Raw genomic sequence first — 18,408 nt, forward strand, 5'->3', positions numbered from 1 at the left:
CGCCTCAGCCCGCTTCGCGGACCTGTTCTTCCAGCCCCTGTTCGCGCACCTTGCGGTACAGGGTCGAGCGGCCGATGCCGAGGCGGCGGGCGATCTCGGACATATGGCCGGAATAGACCTCGATCGCGTGCTGGATCAGGTCGCGCTCGATCTGTTCCAGGGTGCGGACGTGGCCGCGCTCGTCGGTGATGCGCACGGGCGTGTCGGCCGAGGCGTCGTCGCCGCCGGGCGCGGCCATGGCGGCGTGAGCGGGTGAAGCCTGCGCCGACGCGGCGGCAGGCGCGGCCAGGTCCAGCGGCACGGCGACGCCCGAGATGGCCGGGAAGTCGTGCGGCTGCAGCAGCGGCGAGTCGGCCAGCACCAGGGCGCGATAGACGGCGTTCTCCAGCTGGCGCACGTTGCCGGGCCAGTCGTAGGCCTGGAGCAGGGCCAGGGTCTCGGGCGAGCAGCCCGCGACGCGCTTGCCTTCTTCCACGTTGAAGCGGGCGATGAAGTGCTCGACCAGGGCCGGGATGTCGCCGCGCCGTTCGCGCAGGGCCGGGGCCTCGATCGGGAAGACGTTCAGGCGATAGAAGAGGTCCTCGCGGAAGGCGCCCTCCTTCACCTGTTGGGCCGGGTCGCGGTTGGTGGCCGAGACGATGCGGACGTCGACCTTGACCGGGCGCTTGCCGCCGACGGGATCGACCTCGCCTTCCTGAAGGGCGCGCAGCAGCTTGACCTGCATGTCCAGCGGCAGTTCGCCGATCTCGTCCAGGAACAGGGTGCCGCCGTTCGCCTCGACGAACTTGCCGGCGTGTTTCTCATGGGCGCCGGTGAAGGCGCCCTTCTCGTGGCCGAACAGGATGGACTCGACCAGATTGGCGGGCAGGGCGCCGCAGTTGACGGCGATGAAGGGCTTGCCCGCCCGGTCCGAGGCGCCGTGCAGGGCGCGGGCGATGACTTCCTTGCCGACGCCGCTCTCGCCGGTGATCAGCACGGGAATGCCGGACTTGGCCGCCCGGACGCCCAGGGCCTTGACCATGCGCATGGGCTCGCTGTCGCCGACCATGTCGTCGAAGGAGGTGCGGCCGGCGGCGCGTTTCCTCAGACGGCCGATCTCGGCGGTCAGCTGGGTCATCTGCAAGGCGTTGCGGACACCGACCAGCAGGCGCTCGGGCCCGACCGGCTTGACGAAGAAGTCCTGGGCCCCGGCCTGCATGGCCTTGACCACCGTCTCGATGCCGCCGTTGGCCGTCAGCACGATGACCGGCGTGGTCACGCCCGCCGTGCGCATCTCGGCCAGGGCCTCCAGGCCCGACAGGCCCGGCATGACCAGGTCCAGCAGGACCACATCGGCGCCGCCGCCCTTGGTCAGGCGGTCGATGGCCTCGCCCCCGCTCTCGGCGTGGACGACGGCATAGCCTTCGCGGTCCAGCACAGCCTGGATCAGGCGGCGCTGGGTGGGATCATCGTCGACGACCAGAACGGTCTTGGCCATGGGAAAACACCCTTCAACATCACCGTGGAACGGCGGCCCTCGTTCAAGCGGGACCGGCTCGTTTCGGCACAACTCTAGAACCGAGGGGATGAAGATCGGGTTTCGGAGACCTGAGTCAGGGGTTAACGGCGGCGTGTTGCGGCGGGCAGCCGGCTTTGGGCTGGAACCGCCCGGTTTCGGCGCCCAGGCGGAGGTCGGGCCAAGCCGAGGCGGCGGCCTCCAGATCGGGGCGTTTGAGCGCCTCGCGCAGGTCGCGGAGCTCTGAGCCTGGGCCAGGGCAATACGAAACCTGATAGTCGCCTTGATGGACCCATCGGTCGTCGTCGTCCTGGGCGAACAGGGCGATGCTGTACGACGAAGCCAACAGGATTTCGTCGCGGCCGTCGCCGTTCAGGTCCCGCTGGACGGCGAGGCAATCATTCTGTCCACCGCAGGCGTAGCGCGGATCGCCCGCCGCCGTCGGAGCCAGGAAGGCGGGCGGCAGGGTCGCGCCCTCGGGCCAGGCCGTGACGGTCGGCGTGCGCGGCGGGACGGCGGCCTGCTTCACCTCATAGCGCGAGGTCGCGGCCTGGGCCGCCTTGGCGCGGCGGACGATCTCGGCGTCGGACGACCGGGCCAGGTCGGCCAGGGCGGCGCGCCCGGCCTTGCCCGCGCCGAAGCGCAGGAAGGCGTAGTCGAAGTCGGCCGCGCTGACGGCGCCCCGCTTGAGCCGGGCGGTCTGGTCGGCGACCGACAGGCGGGCCGGGTCGGCCAGGGGGCTGAACAGGGCCAGGATGATCCCGACCGTCAGGACGGCGGAGACGACGTTGGTGCGCTCCAGCGGCTTCATCCAGGCGGTCTTGCGCAGGAAGGGTGAGAGCGCCGCCCAGCCGTAGCCCGCCGCATAGACCGCCCCGACCACGGCGCAGGCCGAGGCGATGATGCGGTCGGGCGTCAGCCCGTGCTGACCGATGCGCAAGGACAGGCACCAGACGGCGATCAGGATCAGCGGCGTCAGCAGGACGGCGGCGACCCGCACGGCGACGCGCAGGACGACGGGCGGCAGGTTGTCCGCGCGCCCGTCCTGATAGGCGGTGTTGATCAGGATGATCAGGGAGGCGGCGGCCGACAGCACCAGGGCCGTGGCGCTGCCCGTCTTCCACAGCCCCTCCAGCCCGGTGAAGGGCAGGGCGGCCAGGAAGCCCGCGACCAGGACGGTGATGACCAGCAGCAGCCAGGACAGCAGCATGAGCGCCACGGTCCGCACGCCCCGGATCAGGCCGCTCCTCACGTCGGTCAGCTGCACCGCTGTGGCGAAGACCAGGCAGGTGACGGGGATGGAGAACCACGCCTCGCCGATCAGGTCGGCCAGGAAGCTGAGGCCGATGACCCGGAACAGGGCCGCGCCCAGGAACAGCAGCAGCCAGAAGGCGCCGGTGAAGCCCAGTGACAGGACCAGTTGCACCCCCGCCTTCCAGGCCGTGTCGAAATAGTCGTCGAAGTCGGCGATCCAGCGCCGGGCGGCGACGGCCGGGAAGATCAGGTGGTGGGCGATGAACAGGGCCGCCGCCGCGAAGGCGACAACCGGGAAACGCAGATAGGGCGGGCGGAAATAGTCGCTGGCCTGATGGGCCGCGTCGTGCCAGCCGAGCAGGGCCAGCACCGTCGCCGCGACGACGCCCCACAGGGCCAGCGTCTTCCACCCCAGGCGTCCGACTCCCGCCAGCAGCATGACCGGCGTGAACGTCGCCGCCAGCACCAGGGCGGCGAACAGCGGCGGCTGGGTCGCGGGCCAGGCCGGCCCTTCCGCCTGCGCCGCCGCGCGATACAGCAGATAGAGGATCACCCCCTGCGCCAGGCCGATGCCGAGGCGGGCGGGCGCCAGGCCGCGCGCCCCGTCGAGCGAGGCGCGGCCGGTGGGGTCGTGGGCGAAGTCGGTCATGAGGTGCCCTCCCTGAGCTTTGCAGGCAGGGTGGACCGGGACGGCGAGAAGGGAAAGACCTGTGTTATCCTTCTCCCCTTGTGGGAGAAGGTGGCGGCCGCAGGCCGACGGATGAGGGGTTGCGGCGCCGTCGAGAGACCCATCATCCGACCTCCCCGGATCGGGTCCGGGGTCGGCCACCTTCTCCCGCAAGGGGAGAAGGAACTGGGGCGGCTTGCATCGCGCCTCGCGCCTCCCCACAACCAAGGCCATGAACGCGCCCGTCAAACCGACCGAATTCGCCGACGCCCCGCTGTGGGACCTGTCCGACCTCTACGCCTCGCGTGAGGATGCGCGCATCGCCGCCGATCTGGAGCGGGCGAAGGGGCTGGTGGACCGGCTGAACGCCTTCCAGGGGCGGCTGGCCGGTCTGTCGGGCGCCGAGCTGGGCCAGGCGCTGGATGAGGCGATCGGCCTGTATGAACAGGCGGCGGACGTGATGGGAGGCCTGGGCGCCTACGCCTTCCTGGCCGCCTCGACCAACCGCGAGGACGCGGCGGCGCAAGGGTTCGAGGCCGACGTGCGCGAGAAGCTGACCGTCATCGCCACCCCGACCGTCTGGCTGACCTTGGAGATCAATGCGCTGGACGAGGCGGCTGTCGAGGCGGCGCTGGCGGCCCATGCGCCCGCCGCGCGCTGGGCGCCGTGGCTGCGTCGGGTGCGGGCGATGAAGCCGCACGAGCTGTCGGCCGAGCTGGAGACCTTCATCGCCGAACGCGGGCCGATCCAGGCCCAGTGGCCGCGCCTGTTCGACGAGACCCTGGCCGTGCTGCGCGCCGAGGTGGGCGAAGAGCAGCTGACCCTGGCCGAGGGGCTGAACCGCCTGACCGACGCGGACGCGGCCAAGCGCCAGGCGGCGGGCGAGAGCTTGTCCACGGCCTTTTCGGCCATCGCCCGGACCATGGCCATGGTGCTGAACACCGTCGCCGCGGAGAAGGCGCTGGAGGACCGCAAGCGCGGCTTCAAGCGCCCCGCTGATAGCCGCCACCTGGCCAATGAGGTCGACGGCGAGAGCGTGGACGCCATGGCCGACGCCGTCGCCGAAGCCTATCCGCGCCTGGCGCACCGCTATTACGCCCTGAAGGCCAGGGCGATGGGCAAGGAGCGGCTGGCCCACTGGGACCGCAACGCCCCGATCGAGGCGGCGCCGCCGCGCGCCTATGACTGGGCGGCCGGGCGCGAGGTGGTGCTGTCCAGCTTCGCCGCCCTGGGCGAGGACTTCGCCGAGCGGGCGGGCTGGTTCTTCGGCCGGCCGTGGATCGATGCACGGGCGCGGGCGGGCAAGCAGTCGGGCGCCTACGCCCACCCGGTGACGGCGGACCGGCACCCTTATGTCTTCCTGAACTGGATGGGCGAGCGGCGCGACGTCCTGACCCTGGCCCACGAACTGGGTCACGGGGTGCACCAGACGCTGGCGGCGGGGCAGGGGTCGCTGCTGGCCGATACGCCGCTGACCCTGGCCGAGACGGCCTCGATCTTCGCCGAGGGGCTGACCTTCGACCGCCTGCTGGCCGAGGCGACGCCGGACGAGCAGCGCGCCCTGCTGGCGGGGCGGATCGAGGACGGGCTGAATACGGTCGTGCGCCAGATCGCCTTCCACCGCTTCGAGACGCGGTTCCATGACGAGCGGGCGGCGGGCGAGGTTCCGGTCGAGCGCATCCGCGAAATCTGGATGGCGGAGCTGACCGCCAGCCTCGGCCCGGCTGTGGACCTGACCGGCTATGAGGACTGGTGGGCCTATGTCAGCCACTTCGTCCACGCGCCCTTCTATGTCTATGCCTATGCGTTCGGCGACCTGCTGGTCGCGGCGCTGATGGAGACGCGGGCCAAGGACCCGGCGGCCTTCACGCCGCTGTATCGCGACCTGCTGTCGGGCGGCGGGGCGCGGACCTATGTCGAGGCGCTGAAGCCGTTCGGCCTGAACCCGCGCGACCCGGCCTTCTGGACCATCGGCGCCAAGCGGCTGGAAGGCCTGATCAACCGGTTTGAAGCGCTGTAACAGCGTCCTTCTCCCCTTGTGGGAGAAGGTGGCAGGCGAAGCCTGACGGATGAGGGGTTGCGGGACGTTAAAGTCAGTCCCCCGTCAGGCTGCGGAGAAACCCCTCATCCGGCCCTGACGGGCCACCTTCTCCCACAGGGGGAGAAGGGAAGGGGCGTTGACAGGTTGGGCGAGGCGTTGAAGCGTGGCCGCATGAAACTCGCGTCCCGTGTTCTCGTTCTCGCCGCCGTCCTCGCCCTGCCGACGACGGCTCTCGCCCAGGCTTCGGCCCAGCACCGCGCCCTGGCGGCGGGGTACAAGGCCCTGACCGTGTGCAGCGCCGTCCACTCGGCGCGCGCATCGGGCGCCGAGCGGACCGTGGCCAGCGTCGAGGGGAACGAACTGGTCGGCATCTACCCCGAGCTTCAGCCCCTGGTCGCCGCCATGACGGCCGAGATGGCCGGGAACACGGTCGCCGTCGCCTGGGACGAGGCGGCCCCGCCGCGCGTCGCGACCTGGACCGACGGCCGGGGCTGCGTCATCGAGCCGATGGGCTATGTGTCGGGCGCTGCGCCTGAACGGACGCCGCTGGCCCGCCGGGCCTCGGCGCCCGACCTGCCGACCGCCCGGCCCAGGGGCGACGCCCGCGCGCTTGAGGCCGCCGTCGGCCGCGCCTTCGATCAGGGATTCGGCGGCGGGACCAACACCACGGGCGTGGTGGTGATGCAGGGCGGCAGGCGGGTGGCGGAACGCTATGCGCCGGACTTCGGCCCGAACACGCCGCAGCGCACCTGGTCGGTGGCCAAGAGCCTGGCCGGGACGGTCATCGGCGCGGCGGTCCAGCGCGGCGAGCTGGACGTGAAGGCGCCCGCCGCCATCGCCAATTGGCGTACGCCCGGCGATCCGCGCGCGGCCATCACCGTCGACGCCCTGATGCGGATGGCCTCGGGCCTGACCAGCGATACGGCGGGCAACCGCACCGACGCCCTCTATTTCGGCGGCACGGCCGTGGACGAGCAGGCGCCGGGCTGGCCCCTGCTGGCGCCGGTCGGGACGGTCTATCGCTACGCCAACAACGACACGCTTCTGGCGACCATGGCGGCGGCGCCGACCTTCGCGGCCCATCCGCCCGCCGAACTGTTCGACAGGTTGGGCATGACCCACACCTGGGCCGAGACCGACTGGCGCGGGAACTACATCCTGTCGAGCCAGGTCTGGACCACGGCGCGCGATCTGGCCCGCTTCGGCCAGCTGTATCTGCAGGACGGGGTGTGGGAGGGCGAGCGCATCCTGCCCGAGGGCTGGCGCGCCTATGTCACGGCCCCGACCGGGCCGCAGCCGCCGACGGGCGACTTCGGCTATGGCGCGACCTTCTGGCTGATGAACCGGTCGGAGGGCGTGCCCGCCGACGCCTTCGCGGCCTTCGGCAACCGGGGCCAGTATGTGGTGATCGTGCCCAGCCGCGACGTCGTCATCGTGCGGCGTGGCGAGGACCCGGCGGGCAAGCCGTTCGATGTCGCCGCCTTCGCCAGGGCGGTTCTGGCCACGCTGGACTGAGGGCCTGGACCGAAGGCCGCGCGGGGCGGGCTTGAGCCGCGCGCCGGCCCCGCTATAAGGGCGGTCGAAATCTCGACTCTTTTTTTGGAAGACCTGATGGCCGACCAGCACGACGCGCACGCCGCCCCCCACGTCCACGGGGAAATGAACATCACCGAACAGGCCTGGACCTGGGCCCTGTTCGTGGGCCTGACCAAGTGGGTGTCGCTGTCGATGGCGGCGCTGATCCTGTTCCTGACGGTGTGGTTCGCCGTCGGCGCCGGCTTCATGCCCGCCTTCATCAGCGCCGCGGTGCTGTCGGTCCTGGGCTTCTTCGCCCTGCGCACCAAGAAGGCGCACTAAGCCGCACCGAATCTCGCAAGGGTTCGAGACAAAGGCCCGTCGGCGTCGTCCGGCGGGCCTTTTGCTTGCGCGCAATCGGCGCGGGCCGGATGGATCGTGCCGGTTCGCCCTGAGCGCCGCGACGAGGGGGGAAAAAAGCGCCGCGCGGGCGCACGGCGGCTTTGACGGCCCTTCGGCCTTCGGCCTAACGTCGGCCCGACCCTGGGGAGTGGGAGGGATTCGCTTGGCCGTCGCCATCGCCGTGACCCGTGAACGCCGTGACGGCGAGACGCGCTGCGCCGCCACGCCCGAAACCGTGAAGAAGCTGATCGCCCTGGGGGCGACGGTGACGGTCGAGGCTGGGACGGGCCTGGGCTCCTCCATTCCCGACGCCGACTACGCCGAGGCGGGGGCCGGCGTGCGGCCCGACCTGGCGGCCGTGCTGGCCGGGGCCGACGTGCTGCTCAAGGTGCGCGGTCCGACGGCGTCGGAGATCAGCGCCCTGAAACCCGGGGCGGTGGTGGTGGGCCTGCTGGACGCGTGGCGCGACAAGGCGACGGTCGAGGCGCTGAGGGGTGCGAACGCCACCGCCTTCGCCATGGAATTCGTGCCGCGCATCACCCGCGCCCAGGTCATGGACGTGCTGTCGTCCCAGGCCAACCTGGCCGGATACCGGGCGGTGATCGAGGCGGCCTACGCCTATGGCAAGGGTTTCCCGATGATGATGACGGCCGCCGGGACGGTGGCCGCCGCCAAGACCTTCGTCATGGGGGCGGGCGTCGCGGGGCTTCAGGCCATCGCCACGGCGCGGCGGCTGGGGGCGGTGGTCACGGCCACCGACGTGCGCCCCGCCGCCAAGGAGCAGGTCGAGAGCCTGGGCGCCAAATTCGTCGCCGTCGAGGATGAAGAGTTCAAGGCGGCCGAGACGGCGGGCGGCTACGCCAAGGCCATGTCGGCCGAGTACCAGGCCAAGCAGGCCGAACTGACCGCCGCCCACATCGTCAAGCAGGACGTGGTGATCACCACGGCCCTGATCCCCGGCCGCCCGGCGCCCAGGCTGGTGACGGCGGCGCACGTCGCCTCGATGAAGCCGGGCTCGGTCATCGTCGACCTGGCGGTCGAGGCGGGCGGCAACGTCGAGGGCTCGAAGCCGAACGAGGTCGTGACCACGTCGAACGGGGTGAAGATCGTCGGCTGGAGCAACCTGCCCGGCCGCATCGCGGCGGACGCCAGCGCCCTCTACGCCCGCAATCTGGTCGCCTTCCTGGGGCTGATGGTGAAGGACGGGGCCCTGTCGGTCGACCTGGAGGAGGAGATCCTCAAGGCCGCCGTCGTCACCCACGGCGGCGCCGTGGTGCATGAGGGGGTGAGGGGATGAGCGACCATGCTCCCTTCCCCCTCGATGGGGGAAGGGCTGGGGATGGGGGTGTGCGCGCTGCCGCCGCCGGGCGGGCGCGGGAGGCGTCTCCCTGCCTTGTTCTTAAACCCTTTGCCTCCACCCCCACCCACCCCTCCCCCATCGAGGGGGAGGGCTTTGAGAGGGAGCGGACGTCCGCGCGGGTCGTGAAGCGGGCGCGAGAGATGCGCGCCGAGCCGACCTGGACCGAGAAGAAGCTCTGGGAGCGTCTGCGAGCGCTTCCGGTGCGTTTTGGGCGACAGGCGCCGGTCGGCCCGTATGTCGCCGATTTCCTCTGCCATCGCGCCGCCTTGGTGGTCGAGGTCGACGGCGACGTACATGATCGAACCGATGTGGCGTTGCGCGACCTGAAGCGGGACGCCTGGTTCGAGAGCCAAGGCTATTTTACGCTCAGAGTGTCCACGCGAGCGGTCGAAGCCGACATGGACGCGGTCGTGACGCGTATCCGCAACCTCGCCTCGAACCGTTTAGGGAAGGCCGTCTGAATGGAACACGTCGATCCCACTGTCTTTCGCCTGGCCATCTTCGTCCTGTCGATCTTCGTCGGCTACTATGTCGTCTGGAGCGTGACGCCGGCGCTGCACACGCCGCTGATGGCGGTGACCAACGCCATTTCCAGCGTCATCATCGTCGGCGGCCTGATCGCGGCGGCGGCGATGAGCGCCCAGGCGGGCGGGCCGAACGCCTGGATCGCCAAGGGGGCGGGCGTGGCCGCCGTGACCCTGGCCAGCGTCAACATCTTCGGGGGCTTCATGGTCACGCGCCGGATGCTGGCCATGTATCGCAAGAAGGAAAGGCCCAAGGCCTCGTGACCCTGTCGCCTGTTCTGTTTGCGTTTTATTGTTCCTGGGTCGTCACCGGCCTGGGCGTGGGGCTGTGGATCTGGAGCTGGGTGCGGGTCAAGGACCCCATCGGGCGGCTGAGGTTCCAGGACTGCGGCGTGGTGCTGGTGTTCGCCGCCGTGCTGACGCGCATCATCATCCAGGACCGGGAAATGACGGTCTTCGACTGGGCCATGATTCTGCTCGGCCCCCTGTTTATCGCGGCCGCCCTGTGGCGCCTGTCGCGCACCCAATCCACCAAACGTTGAACCTAGAGAGTATCGCGTGATGAAAGCTTCCCTGATCTCCGTCGTCGCCCTGTCGGTCGCCGCTGTCGCCGGCGCGGCCTCGGCCCAGTCCTCGCGCGAAGTGGGCCAGAATCCCTACGGCGGCCTGCACTGGTCGGTCGTCGCGCCCCAGGGCGCCGGCTGGGCGCTGGAGTGCGGCTTCGCGCCCGTGACCATCCGCGGCATCCACATGAACCGCATCAACCACACCGGCTCGGGCCGGATGGCCGGGCGCCTGCCGGGCGACAACGGCCGCTGCCGCGTGACCAAGACGGGTGGCGAGGGGCCGGTCGGCCTGGCCGTGGTCAAGAACGGCGAGGCCACCGCGGCGGGCACCAACGGCGGGGCGCCCGCCATCGTCAACGTCTTCTGATTTGACATGAAACGAGGGGGGAGGGGATGAACGCATCCATCGCGGCGCTGGCCTATCTGGCGGCGGGGGTCCTGTTCATCCTCTCGCTCAGGGGGCTGTCCAGCCCCGAGACCAGCCGCAGGGGCAACACCCTGGGCATGCTTGGCATGGCCCTGGCGGTCGGCGTCACCCTGCTGACGCTGGGGACCAGTGAGGCGCTGGATCCCCTGACCCTGGCCCTGATCGCGGGCGGGGTCGTGGTCGGCGGAGGCGTCGGCGCCGTCATCGCCAACCGCGTGCCGATGACGGCCATGCCGCAGCTGGTCGCGGCCTTCCACTCCCTGGTCGGCCTGGCGGCCTGTCTGGTGGCGGTGGGGGCGGTCTATGCGCCCGACGCCTTCGGCATCGTCACGGCGGACGGGGGCATCAAGACCCTGTCGATCGTCGAGCTGAGCCTGGGCGTGGCCATCGGGGCCGTCACCTTCACCGGCTCGGTCATCGCCTTCGCCAAGCTGGATGGGCGGATGAGCGGGGCGCCGATCCTGCTGCCCGCGCGGCACCTGATCAACATTGCGCTGGCTCTGGCCCTGGTCTTCCTGATCGGCATCCTGATCGGGACGGGCGGGACGGCGGTCTGGGCCTTCTGGGGCGTGTTCGTCCTCAGCCTGATCCTGGGCGCGACTCTGATCATCCCCATCGGCGGGGCCGACATGCCGGTGGTGGTGTCCATGCTGAACTCCTATTCCGGCTGGGCGGCGGCGGCCCTGGGCTTCACGCTGGAGAACATCGCCCTGATCATCACCGGGGCCCTGGTCGGGTCGTCGGGGGCGATTCTCAGCTACATCATGTGCAAGGGCATGAACCGCAGCTTCGTCAGCGTCATCCTGGGCGGCTTCGGCGCCGAGGCGGGCGCGGCGGCGGGCGGCGGAACGGTCGAGACGCGCCCGGTCAAGCAGGGCTCGGCCGAGGACGCCGCCTTCATCATGAAGAACGCCTCCAAGGTCATCATCGTCCCCGGCTACGGCATGGCCGTGGCCCAGGCCCAGCACGCCCTTCGCGAAATGGCCGATATCCTCAAATCGGAAGGCGTCGAGGTGAAATACGCCATCCACCCCGTCGCGGGTCGGATGCCGGGCCACATGAACGTCCTGCTGGCTGAGGCCAACGTCCCCTATGACGAGGTGTTCGAGCTGGAGGACATCAACTCCGAGTTCGCCTCGGCCGACGTGGCCTTCGTCATCGGCGCCAACGACGTGACCAACCCCGCCGCCAAGACCGACCCGCAGTCGCCCATCTATGGCATGCCGGTGCTGGACGTGGAGAAGGCCGGGACGGTGCTGTTCATCAAGCGGTCGATGGGCAGCGGCTATGCGGGGGTCGAGAACGAACTCTTCTTCCGCGACAACACCATGATGCTGTTCGCCGACGCCAAGAAGATGGTCGAGGGGATCGTCAAGGCGCTGTGAGGCGTCACCGACGCGGCGCCCGCATGGACGCGAGCGGCGAAACGGCTCATGAGCGGGCGGATGGAAGGCGAGGATTTCACCGTCGAGGAGGTCGTGATGACCCTGGGGCTGGCGCGGCTGCCGGGCGGCGGCTGGGGCCGGGTCATGGAGCCGACCGAGCCGACGGCAGCCGGCGGCCTGGTCAGCGCCTATCGCCTGCTGACTGCCGAGGAAACGGACGACTGGCGGGCGGCCGAGGCCGAGGAGCTGTGGACCGCCTATATGGGCGCGGGGCTGGAGGTCGAACTGGCGACCGAGGTCGGGGTGCGCCGCGAAAGGGTCGAGGCGGGATCGGGCGTCTGGATCACCGCGCCCCAGGGGGGCTGGCTGCGCACGCGGGCGCTGGGCGCCTGGTGCCTGGCGGGATGGGTCGGGCCGGCGGATTAGAAACGGCAGCGCTTGCAGAGGGCAGGGGGCGCCCTGTAGCGGGATGTTTCATGCGCACCCTGCTGATCGCCGCCGCCGCCGCCCTGTTGTCCGCCTGCGCCACGGCGCCGCTGACCGCCGTTGAAGCCCCGGTCGAGACGGTCGACCTGCTGCTGACCTCGGCCACGGTGGTCGACGTCGAGAAGGGGACGACGACGCCCGATCAGCTGGTGGCCGTGCGCGGCGGGGACATCGTCGCCGTCCGGCCGGAAGGCCAGGCCAGCCGCTATCGCGCGACGCGAACGGCGGACCTGGGCGACCGCTACGTCATGCCGGGCCTGTGGGACATGCACGTCCACTTCGGCGGGGGCGAGGCCCTGATCGGCGAGAACGCCGAGCTGATGCCCCTCTATGTCGTCAACGGCGTGGTCGCGGTGCGCGACGCGGCGGGCGACCTGGCCCAGCAGGTTCTGGACTGGCGCGACGCCCCGCCGACGCCTGACAGCCCGCGCATCTTCACCTCGGGCCCCAAGATCGAGGGCATCGCCCCGGTCTGGAAGGGCGTGATCGAGACCGGCAACGAGGCGGACGTAGACGCGGCCCTGGACCGGCTGCAGGCCCTGCGCGTCGACTTCGTCAAGATCACCGACAACACCCTGAAGCCCGAGCTCTTCCTCTACGCCGTGCGCGAGGCGAAGAAGCGGGGCATGAAGACCTCGGCCCACATCCCGGCCAGCATCACCGTGCTGGAGGCCGCCGAGGCGGGCCTGTCGTCCATCGAACACCTCGACTACGCCATGAAGGCGGGCTCGCGCGACGAGGCGGCCATCGCGGCCGACTATCTGGCGGGCAAATACACCTACGCCCAGACCATGCGGCGCTATGCCGACACCTTCGACGTGGAGACGGCGCGGCGGGTCTATGCGCGTCTGAGGGAGCTGGGCACGGCGGTGTCGCCGACCCTCTACGGCTCGACCACCCTGGCCAATCTGGATCTGGATGACCATTCGCACGACGAGGGCCTGGCCTATGTCGGGCCGGGCATTCGGGCGACCTATGACTGGCGCGTCGAGCGCGCGGCACAGGCCACGCCGCAGCAGGTCGAGGACCGCCATTTCGTCAAGGACGTCACCGCCCGCACCCTGCCCATGCTGCGCGACGCGGGCGTGACCATCCTGACCGGGACGGACGCGGGCTTCCTCAACTCGTTCAACTATCCGGGCTTTTCGCTGCACGACGAGCTGGAGCTGTATGTGAAGCTGGGGCTGACGCCGCGCGAGGCGTTGGCGGGCTCGGTCGTGGACGGGCCGCGCTTCCTGAACCAGGGCGAGCGTTATGGCGCTGTGGCGGCGGGCAAGTCGGCCGACCTGCTGGTGCTGGAGGCGAACCCGCTGGCCGATGTCAGCGCGACGCGGCGCATCGCCGACGTGGTGCTGCGCGGCCGCCTGATCGACGCCCCCACGTTGGAGCGGATGCGCGGCGAGATCCGCGCCCGGGTGGCGGCGCGCGACGCGAGCTTCAAGCCTTCGCCAGCTTCCTGACGCGGAAGGCCACGACGATCATCAGGGCGCCGAACAGGATGGCCCAGGCCGCGATCAGCCACAGCAGGCCCAGGGCGCCCGGACCCGGCGCGAAGACCAGGATCAGGCCGAACAGGATCGACAGGACGCCGGCGGCGGCCAGGGTCCATTCCCTGGCGATCTCCTTGCGCAGGTGGATGGCGCCGACGATCTCGAGCACGCCGCGCATGATCGACCAGAAGCCGATCAGATAGATCAGCACCAGGGCCGTCAGCCCCGGCAGGGTGAAGGCCAGAACGCCCGCCGCCACCCCGGCGACGCCCGACAGGGCCAGCCACCAGCGCGGGGCCAGTCCGCCGCCCCGGATGGCGGCGACGATGGCCAGAACCCCGTCGACCAGGGCGTAGGCGCCATAGACGATGATCAGGCTCAGCAGGCTGATCTGCGGCCAGGCGAAGGTCAGGACGCCGAAGACCACGGCGGCGATCCCGCGCAGCAACAACAGCCACCAGGAGCGGTGCAGGGCGGATTTCACGATGCTGTCCAGCGTCGGCATGGCGGCGTGGGGCGAGGACATGGTCTGCTCTCCTGCGCGGGCGGCGATACGGCGGCGCTGGCGCAACGTGGGAGAGGGGGAGGGGTTCCGCCTTTCGCTTCCCTCTCCCGTTGGGAGAGGGCTCCGAGAGCGAAGCGATCGGCATAGGCGAAAGGGTGAGGGTTCGAGATTTCAGTCGGCGTCAGCCGTTGCGGCGGCGGCTTGCGCCGACGGACGCTGGGAACCCTCATCCGCCCCTTCGGGCCGCCTTCTCCCATCGGGAGAAGGGATGTTCAGGCCGCCATGCGCCAGTCGTGCGCTACGGGCGCCGCATGGAACTCGTCCCACAGGGCGTCCTCGTCGGAGTAGCGGCTGCTGGCGGAGGCCGAGATGACGTCCACGACCTGTTCCTCCTGACGGTCCCAGATGACGGCCAAGTCGCCCTCGGCCTCGCACGGCACGATCATGTAGCGGTCGGCGAAGGTCTTCTTGGCGGGCTTTTGAACCGTCGGGGTGCGGGCGAAGGCCATGTCGTGATCTCCTGGAAGCGAATGCCTCTTGCTGATGTTGAGAGGATGCGACAGCATTACGCCAGTTTCGGACGTATCTCTGTGGAGAAGTCATTTGCGGCACGACAAGGCGGCGCTGGTCATCGATCTGGCGCGGGGCATGGCGGCCAGCGCCGAGGGGCTGACGCTGAACGAGATGGCGGCCCAGCTGAACGTCGGGCGTCGCACGGCCGAGCGGATGCGCGACGCCGTGCTGATGCTGTTCCCTCAGGTGGAGGAGGTGTCGGACCCGCCGACCAAGCGCTGGCGCATCCGCGGCGGGCTGTCGGCCTTTGAACAGGCGCCGACGGCGACCGAGATGCTGGAGCTGACCAAGGCGGCGCAGGGCTTGCGCGCGGCGGGCGAACCGGCGCGGGCGGCGGCGCTGGAAAGCCTGGAGCGCAAGGTGAAGGCGGCGATGCGCTCGACCACCCTGAACCGGATGGCGCCGGATCTGGAGGCTCTGGTGCGGGCCGAGACCATCGCCGTCCAGGCCGGGCCGCGCCCCAGCGCCGACGAGACGGTGCTGGCCGAGATTCGCGGGGCCGTGCTGGCCGAGCGGCCGCTGAACTTCATCTACGCCCGGCCGGGGGCGGAGGCGCGGACCCGCAGCGTGGCGCCGTGCGGCCTGATGTTCGGACGGGCCAACTATCTGGTGGCGTCGGACCGCGAGAGCGGGCGCATCCAGACCTTCCGCCTGGACCGGATGAGTTCGGTCGAGGCGGGCGAGGGCACGGCGCGGCCGCCCGAAGACTTCGACCTGGGCGCCTTCGCCAGCCAGTCCTTCGGCATCTATCAGGACGAGATCGAGGAGGTCGCCTTGCGCATCGCGCCCGAGGGGGCGGACGAGGCGCGCGGCTGGCGCTGGCACCCGACCCAGACGATCGAGGATCAGGCGGACGGGGCCGTGGTGGTGCGGTTCCGCGCCTCGGGGATGCGCGAACTGGCCTGGCACCTGTTCACCTGGGGCGAGCAGGCGACCATCCTGGGGCCGCAGCGGCTGAAGGCGGTGATGGCCGAGGAACTGGCGGCGGCGGGCCGCGCCCTCGAACGGGCGTAAAGCTGAGCAAAGCGTAAGGTGACGGGCGTAAGGCTTGGCCTCTACCTTTCACCCGTCATCCTCGGGCTTGACCCGAGGATCGGGCCATCGGCGTGCGCAACGTTGGAAAGGTCGAGTGCGCCCTGCGCTCGATCCTCGGGTCAAGCCCGAGGATGACGGAGTGTCGTGAAGCCTAGCGATGGGGTGTGAGTATGCAGAACAGGAGTCGTGCGTGAGTCTGAAAATCCTGTCCACGGGGGCTGTCGCAGCCGCCCTCCTGCTGACCGCCTGCGCCGCCGCGCCCGCGCCCGGCCCCTGGAACGTCGAGGCGGCGCCGCAGGTGACGGTGACGCGCGAGGGCGGACGGCTGACAGTCGATTACGCCTTCAACCGCGACGCCCCGGCCTGGGCCTTCATGGACTCGGCGCTGATCGACGGCGCGCGCGAGCCGTGGCGCCCGAGGCAGTGGACGGTCGAGACGCCGGGCGTGGCGATGGAGCGGCGCGGCCACTACGACATCATCCGAAGCATGGACGGCGGCCCCGTGCCGCGTCATGTCCGCTTCAGCGTGAAGCCGAAGGCGGTCGAGCTGGAGGCCGAATACAAGACCCTGGTCTTCTCGGACGGGGCGGTGGCCCTGCCGACGCGGCAGATGGACGTCTTCGCCCTGGCCTCGCCCGAGGCGGCGGAGGCGGTGCCGGCGGACCTGAACGGGGTCAGAATCGACGGCGGGCCGTCGCGCGTGACCTGGCGCGACCGGGACGGGCCGGTGCTGTTCAATGGCGAGCGCCACGCCGAGCTGTCGACCACGGGCGAGCGGTCCTACGTCCTGCTGGGCGAGGCGCGAGTGACGCCGGGCGAAGGGCTGACCACGGTCATGGACCCGAATCTGCCGCCGTGGATCGGCCAGAAGATCCGCGACTTCGCCCCGCGCATCGGCCAGTTCTACATGCAGCGCCTGGGGCGGCCCGGCGCGGGCGGGGACAAGCCGGTGGTCATGGCGGCCTGGAACGGCCCGACCGAGCGGATGACCAGCATGGGCGGCAGCGTCCTGCCTGGCCTGATCGTCATGTCGTTCGAGGGCACGGGCGTGACCCGGCCCAGCGCCGAGATGGAGCGGGTGTCGCGCTGGTTCATCGGCCATGAGAGCGCCCACTTCTGGCTGGGCCAGACGGTCCGCTATGAGTTCGCGCGCGAGGCCTGGATCACCGAGGGCGGGGCCGACCTGATGGCGGTGCGGGCGCTGAAGGCGCTGGACCCGGCCTATGACGCCCGCAAGGAACTGCAGGGCGAGGTCGACGACTGCGTCCAACTGAGCCGCGGACGCGGCGTGGCCGAGGCGGGCGCGCGCGGCGAGCACCGGGCCTACTACGCCTGCGGCGCCGTCTTCGCCCTGGCGGCGGAGGGGGCGCAGAAGCAGCGCGACGGCGGCGACTGGTTCGACTTCCTGCGCCCGCTGCTGGAGGCCAACAAGAAGGACGGGGTGCTGACGCGCGCCGAATGGCTGGGCGCCCTGACCCGCGTCTCGGGCGACCCGACCCTGGCGGCCGACATCGAGCGGGTGCTGGAACAGGGGGCGGCCGACCCGGCGGCCGAGATCGCCGCCCTGTTCCGCCGTACCGGCGTGCCGCACGCCGTCGAGAACGGGCGAGTGCGGCTGCTGCTTGACTGACGCCGCCCGAATTGATCGAGATCAGGGCGCGTAACGCCGTTTCGCGCGTTGATGCGGACACGCTCGCAAGGGAGGCCGCGATGACCTGGTCCAGTCTGATCGTTTACGTCGATGACGAAGCCGACTGCCCCGCCCGGCTCAAGGAGGCCTGCTCCCTGGCCCGGGCCTTTGGCGGGGAAGGCGGCGCGCGCCTGATCGGGGTGTCCGGCTGCGCGCCCGAGACGCCCATGGCCGACGCCTATGGGGCGGGCATCCTGCTGGGCGAGGTGATGGCTGCGCAGAAGGAGCGGGCCGAGAGCGCGCTGAAGGCGGCCGAGACGCGGTTCCGGGCGGCGGCGACGGCGGTCGGGGTGGCGTGCGAATGGCGCGGCGACGTCGGCGATCCCACCGAGCTGGCCACCCGCCACGCCCGGGCCGGGGACGTGCTGATCGTTGGGCGCGACGCGGGCGGGGCCAGCGCCTGGCGCGCGCCGCACCCGGCCGACCTGGCCATGCGGGCCGGGCGGCCGGTGATCGTCCTGCCGCCCAATCCGGTGCGCTCCATGGTCGGCGCGCCCGCCCTTCTGGCCTGGACCGACACGCGCGAAAGCCGGCTGGCGGCGGCCGCGGCCTTGCCGCTGCTGAAACGGGCGGCCGGGGTCAAGGTGGTGGAGCTGTGCGATCCCGAGGACGTGGACGGGGCGCGGCTGCGCACCCAGGACGTCGTGCGCTGGCTGGCCGGGCACGGCGTGGCGGCCGAGTCGGACGCCCGCGCCCACGACGACCGGCCCGCCGCGCGGCGCCTGATCGACGGCGCCGAGGAGATGCAGGCGGGCCTGATGATCGCCGGCGCCTGGGGCCACGCTCGGATGCGGCAGTGGATCTTCGGCGGGGTGACGCAGAGCCTGCTGATCGAAGCGCCCGTGGCTCTGATGCTGGCGCACTGAGGCCCTTCTCCCCTTGCGGGAGAAGGTGGCAGGCGAAGCCTGACGGATGAGGGGTTTCGCTGTCGGTTGAGAGACCCCTCATCCGACCTCGCTTTGCTCGGCCACCTTCTCCCGCAAGGGGAGAAGG

The 18,408-nt window shown here is 70.7% G+C and carries 18 protein-coding genes; 14 read left to right on the forward strand and 4 right to left on the reverse strand.

The annotated features are described in order from the left end of the window. Window positions 1-4: 4 nt before the first annotated feature. Window positions 5-1,477: a sigma-54-dependent transcriptional regulator gene (locus D8I30_RS08900; protein ID WP_121482430.1), complete on the reverse strand. Its 1,473-nt coding sequence runs from the start codon at window positions 1,475-1,477 to the stop codon at window positions 5-7. A 115-nt stretch (window positions 1,478-1,592) separates the two neighbouring features. Then, window positions 1,593-3,398: an FG-GAP repeat domain-containing protein gene (locus D8I30_RS08905; protein ID WP_121482431.1), complete on the reverse strand. Its 1,806-nt coding sequence runs from the start codon at window positions 3,396-3,398 to the stop codon at window positions 1,593-1,595. A 250-nt stretch (window positions 3,399-3,648) separates the two neighbouring features. Here D8I30_RS08905 and D8I30_RS08910 point away from each other — a divergent pair, with 250 nt between their 5' ends. The 11 genes from D8I30_RS08910 (at window position 3,649) to D8I30_RS08960 (ending at window position 13,582) form a co-directional block, all read left to right on the forward strand. Continuing rightward, window positions 3,649-5,436: a M3 family oligoendopeptidase gene (locus D8I30_RS08910; RefSeq protein WP_121482432.1), complete on the forward strand. Its 1,788-nt coding sequence runs from the start codon at window positions 3,649-3,651 to the stop codon at window positions 5,434-5,436. Between the two features lie 192 nt (window positions 5,437-5,628). Beyond that, window positions 5,629-6,972, forward strand: a complete 1,344-nt coding sequence (locus D8I30_RS08915) for a serine hydrolase domain-containing protein (protein WP_121482433.1) — start codon at window positions 5,629-5,631, stop codon at window positions 6,970-6,972. 96 nt (window positions 6,973-7,068) lie between these two features. Then, window positions 7,069-7,314 carry an aa3-type cytochrome c oxidase subunit IV gene (locus tag D8I30_RS08920; protein ID WP_162938847.1) on the forward strand — a complete coding sequence of 82 codons (246 nt, stop codon included), beginning with the start codon at window positions 7,069-7,071 and terminating at the stop codon, window positions 7,312-7,314. A gap of 223 nt (window positions 7,315-7,537) precedes the next feature. After that, window positions 7,538-8,671 (forward strand): Re/Si-specific NAD(P)(+) transhydrogenase subunit alpha, encoded by a 1,134-nt coding sequence (locus D8I30_RS08925; RefSeq protein ID WP_121482434.1) that lies wholly within the window; start codon window positions 7,538-7,540, stop codon window positions 8,669-8,671. Beyond that, window positions 8,668-9,195 (forward strand): endonuclease domain-containing protein, encoded by a 528-nt coding sequence (locus D8I30_RS14955; RefSeq protein ID WP_121482435.1) that lies wholly within the window; start codon window positions 8,668-8,670, stop codon window positions 9,193-9,195. The genes D8I30_RS08925 and D8I30_RS14955 overlap by 4 nt, the downstream gene beginning before the upstream one ends. Then, the gene (locus D8I30_RS08935) at window positions 9,196-9,522 is read left to right on the forward strand and encodes an NAD(P) transhydrogenase subunit alpha (RefSeq protein ID WP_121482436.1); all 327 of its coding nucleotides are present in this window, start codon (window positions 9,196-9,198) and stop codon (window positions 9,520-9,522) included. It abuts the gene before it with no gap. After that, complete coding sequence (locus D8I30_RS08940; protein WP_121482437.1) at window positions 9,519-9,800, forward strand: hypothetical protein; 282 nt, start codon at window positions 9,519-9,521, stop codon at window positions 9,798-9,800. Before D8I30_RS08935 ends, D8I30_RS08940 begins: the two co-directional genes overlap by 4 nt. 19 nt (window positions 9,801-9,819) lie before the next feature. Then, a complete protein-coding gene (locus tag D8I30_RS08945; RefSeq protein ID WP_121482438.1) occupies window positions 9,820-10,191 on the forward strand; it encodes a hypothetical protein in 372 nt (123 codons plus the stop codon). A gap of 26 nt (window positions 10,192-10,217) precedes the next feature. Continuing rightward, the gene (locus tag D8I30_RS08950; protein WP_121482439.1) at window positions 10,218-11,636 is read left to right on the forward strand and encodes an NAD(P)(+) transhydrogenase (Re/Si-specific) subunit beta; all 1,419 of its coding nucleotides are present in this window, start codon (window positions 10,218-10,220) and stop codon (window positions 11,634-11,636) included. 48 nt (window positions 11,637-11,684) lie between these two features. Continuing rightward, window positions 11,685-12,062, forward strand: a complete 378-nt coding sequence (locus D8I30_RS08955; RefSeq protein ID WP_121482440.1) for a cupin domain-containing protein — start codon at window positions 11,685-11,687, stop codon at window positions 12,060-12,062. 50 nt (window positions 12,063-12,112) lie between these two features. Continuing rightward, on the forward strand, window positions 12,113-13,582 hold the full coding sequence (locus tag D8I30_RS08960; protein WP_121482441.1) for an amidohydrolase family protein: 1,470 nt from the start codon (window positions 12,113-12,115) through the stop codon (window positions 13,580-13,582). On the opposite strand, the gene D8I30_RS08965 is transcribed toward D8I30_RS08960, so the two are convergent. Together D8I30_RS08965 and D8I30_RS08970 are read right to left on the reverse strand one after the other, a co-directional pair. Next, complete coding sequence (locus D8I30_RS08965) at window positions 13,560-14,138, reverse strand: HdeD family acid-resistance protein (RefSeq protein ID WP_121482442.1); 579 nt, start codon at window positions 14,136-14,138, stop codon at window positions 13,560-13,562. The genes D8I30_RS08960 and D8I30_RS08965 overlap by 23 nt on opposite strands. Window positions 14,139-14,389: 251 nt before the next feature. After that, the gene (locus tag D8I30_RS08970; protein WP_121482443.1) at window positions 14,390-14,626 is read right to left on the reverse strand and encodes a hypothetical protein; all 237 of its coding nucleotides are present in this window, start codon (window positions 14,624-14,626) and stop codon (window positions 14,390-14,392) included. A 94-nt stretch (window positions 14,627-14,720) separates the two neighbouring features. On the opposite strand from D8I30_RS08970, the gene D8I30_RS08975 reads away from it, so the two are divergent. From D8I30_RS08975 to D8I30_RS08985, 3 genes are all read left to right on the forward strand, one after another. Further along, window positions 14,721-15,704: a helix-turn-helix transcriptional regulator gene (locus tag D8I30_RS08975; RefSeq protein ID WP_205570684.1), complete on the forward strand. Its 984-nt coding sequence runs from the start codon at window positions 14,721-14,723 to the stop codon at window positions 15,702-15,704. A gap of 211 nt (window positions 15,705-15,915) precedes the next feature. After that, a complete protein-coding gene (locus D8I30_RS08980; protein WP_121482444.1) occupies window positions 15,916-17,355 on the forward strand; it encodes a hypothetical protein in 1,440 nt (479 codons plus the stop codon). 80 nt (window positions 17,356-17,435) lie between these two features. Continuing rightward, complete coding sequence (locus tag D8I30_RS08985; RefSeq protein WP_121482445.1) at window positions 17,436-18,281, forward strand: hypothetical protein; 846 nt, start codon at window positions 17,436-17,438, stop codon at window positions 18,279-18,281. Window positions 18,282-18,408 lie beyond the last annotated feature (127 nt).

This window comes from Brevundimonas naejangsanensis (genome assembly GCF_003627995.1).
GTDB lineage: Bacteria > Pseudomonadota > Alphaproteobacteria > Caulobacterales > Caulobacteraceae > Brevundimonas > Brevundimonas naejangsanensis_B.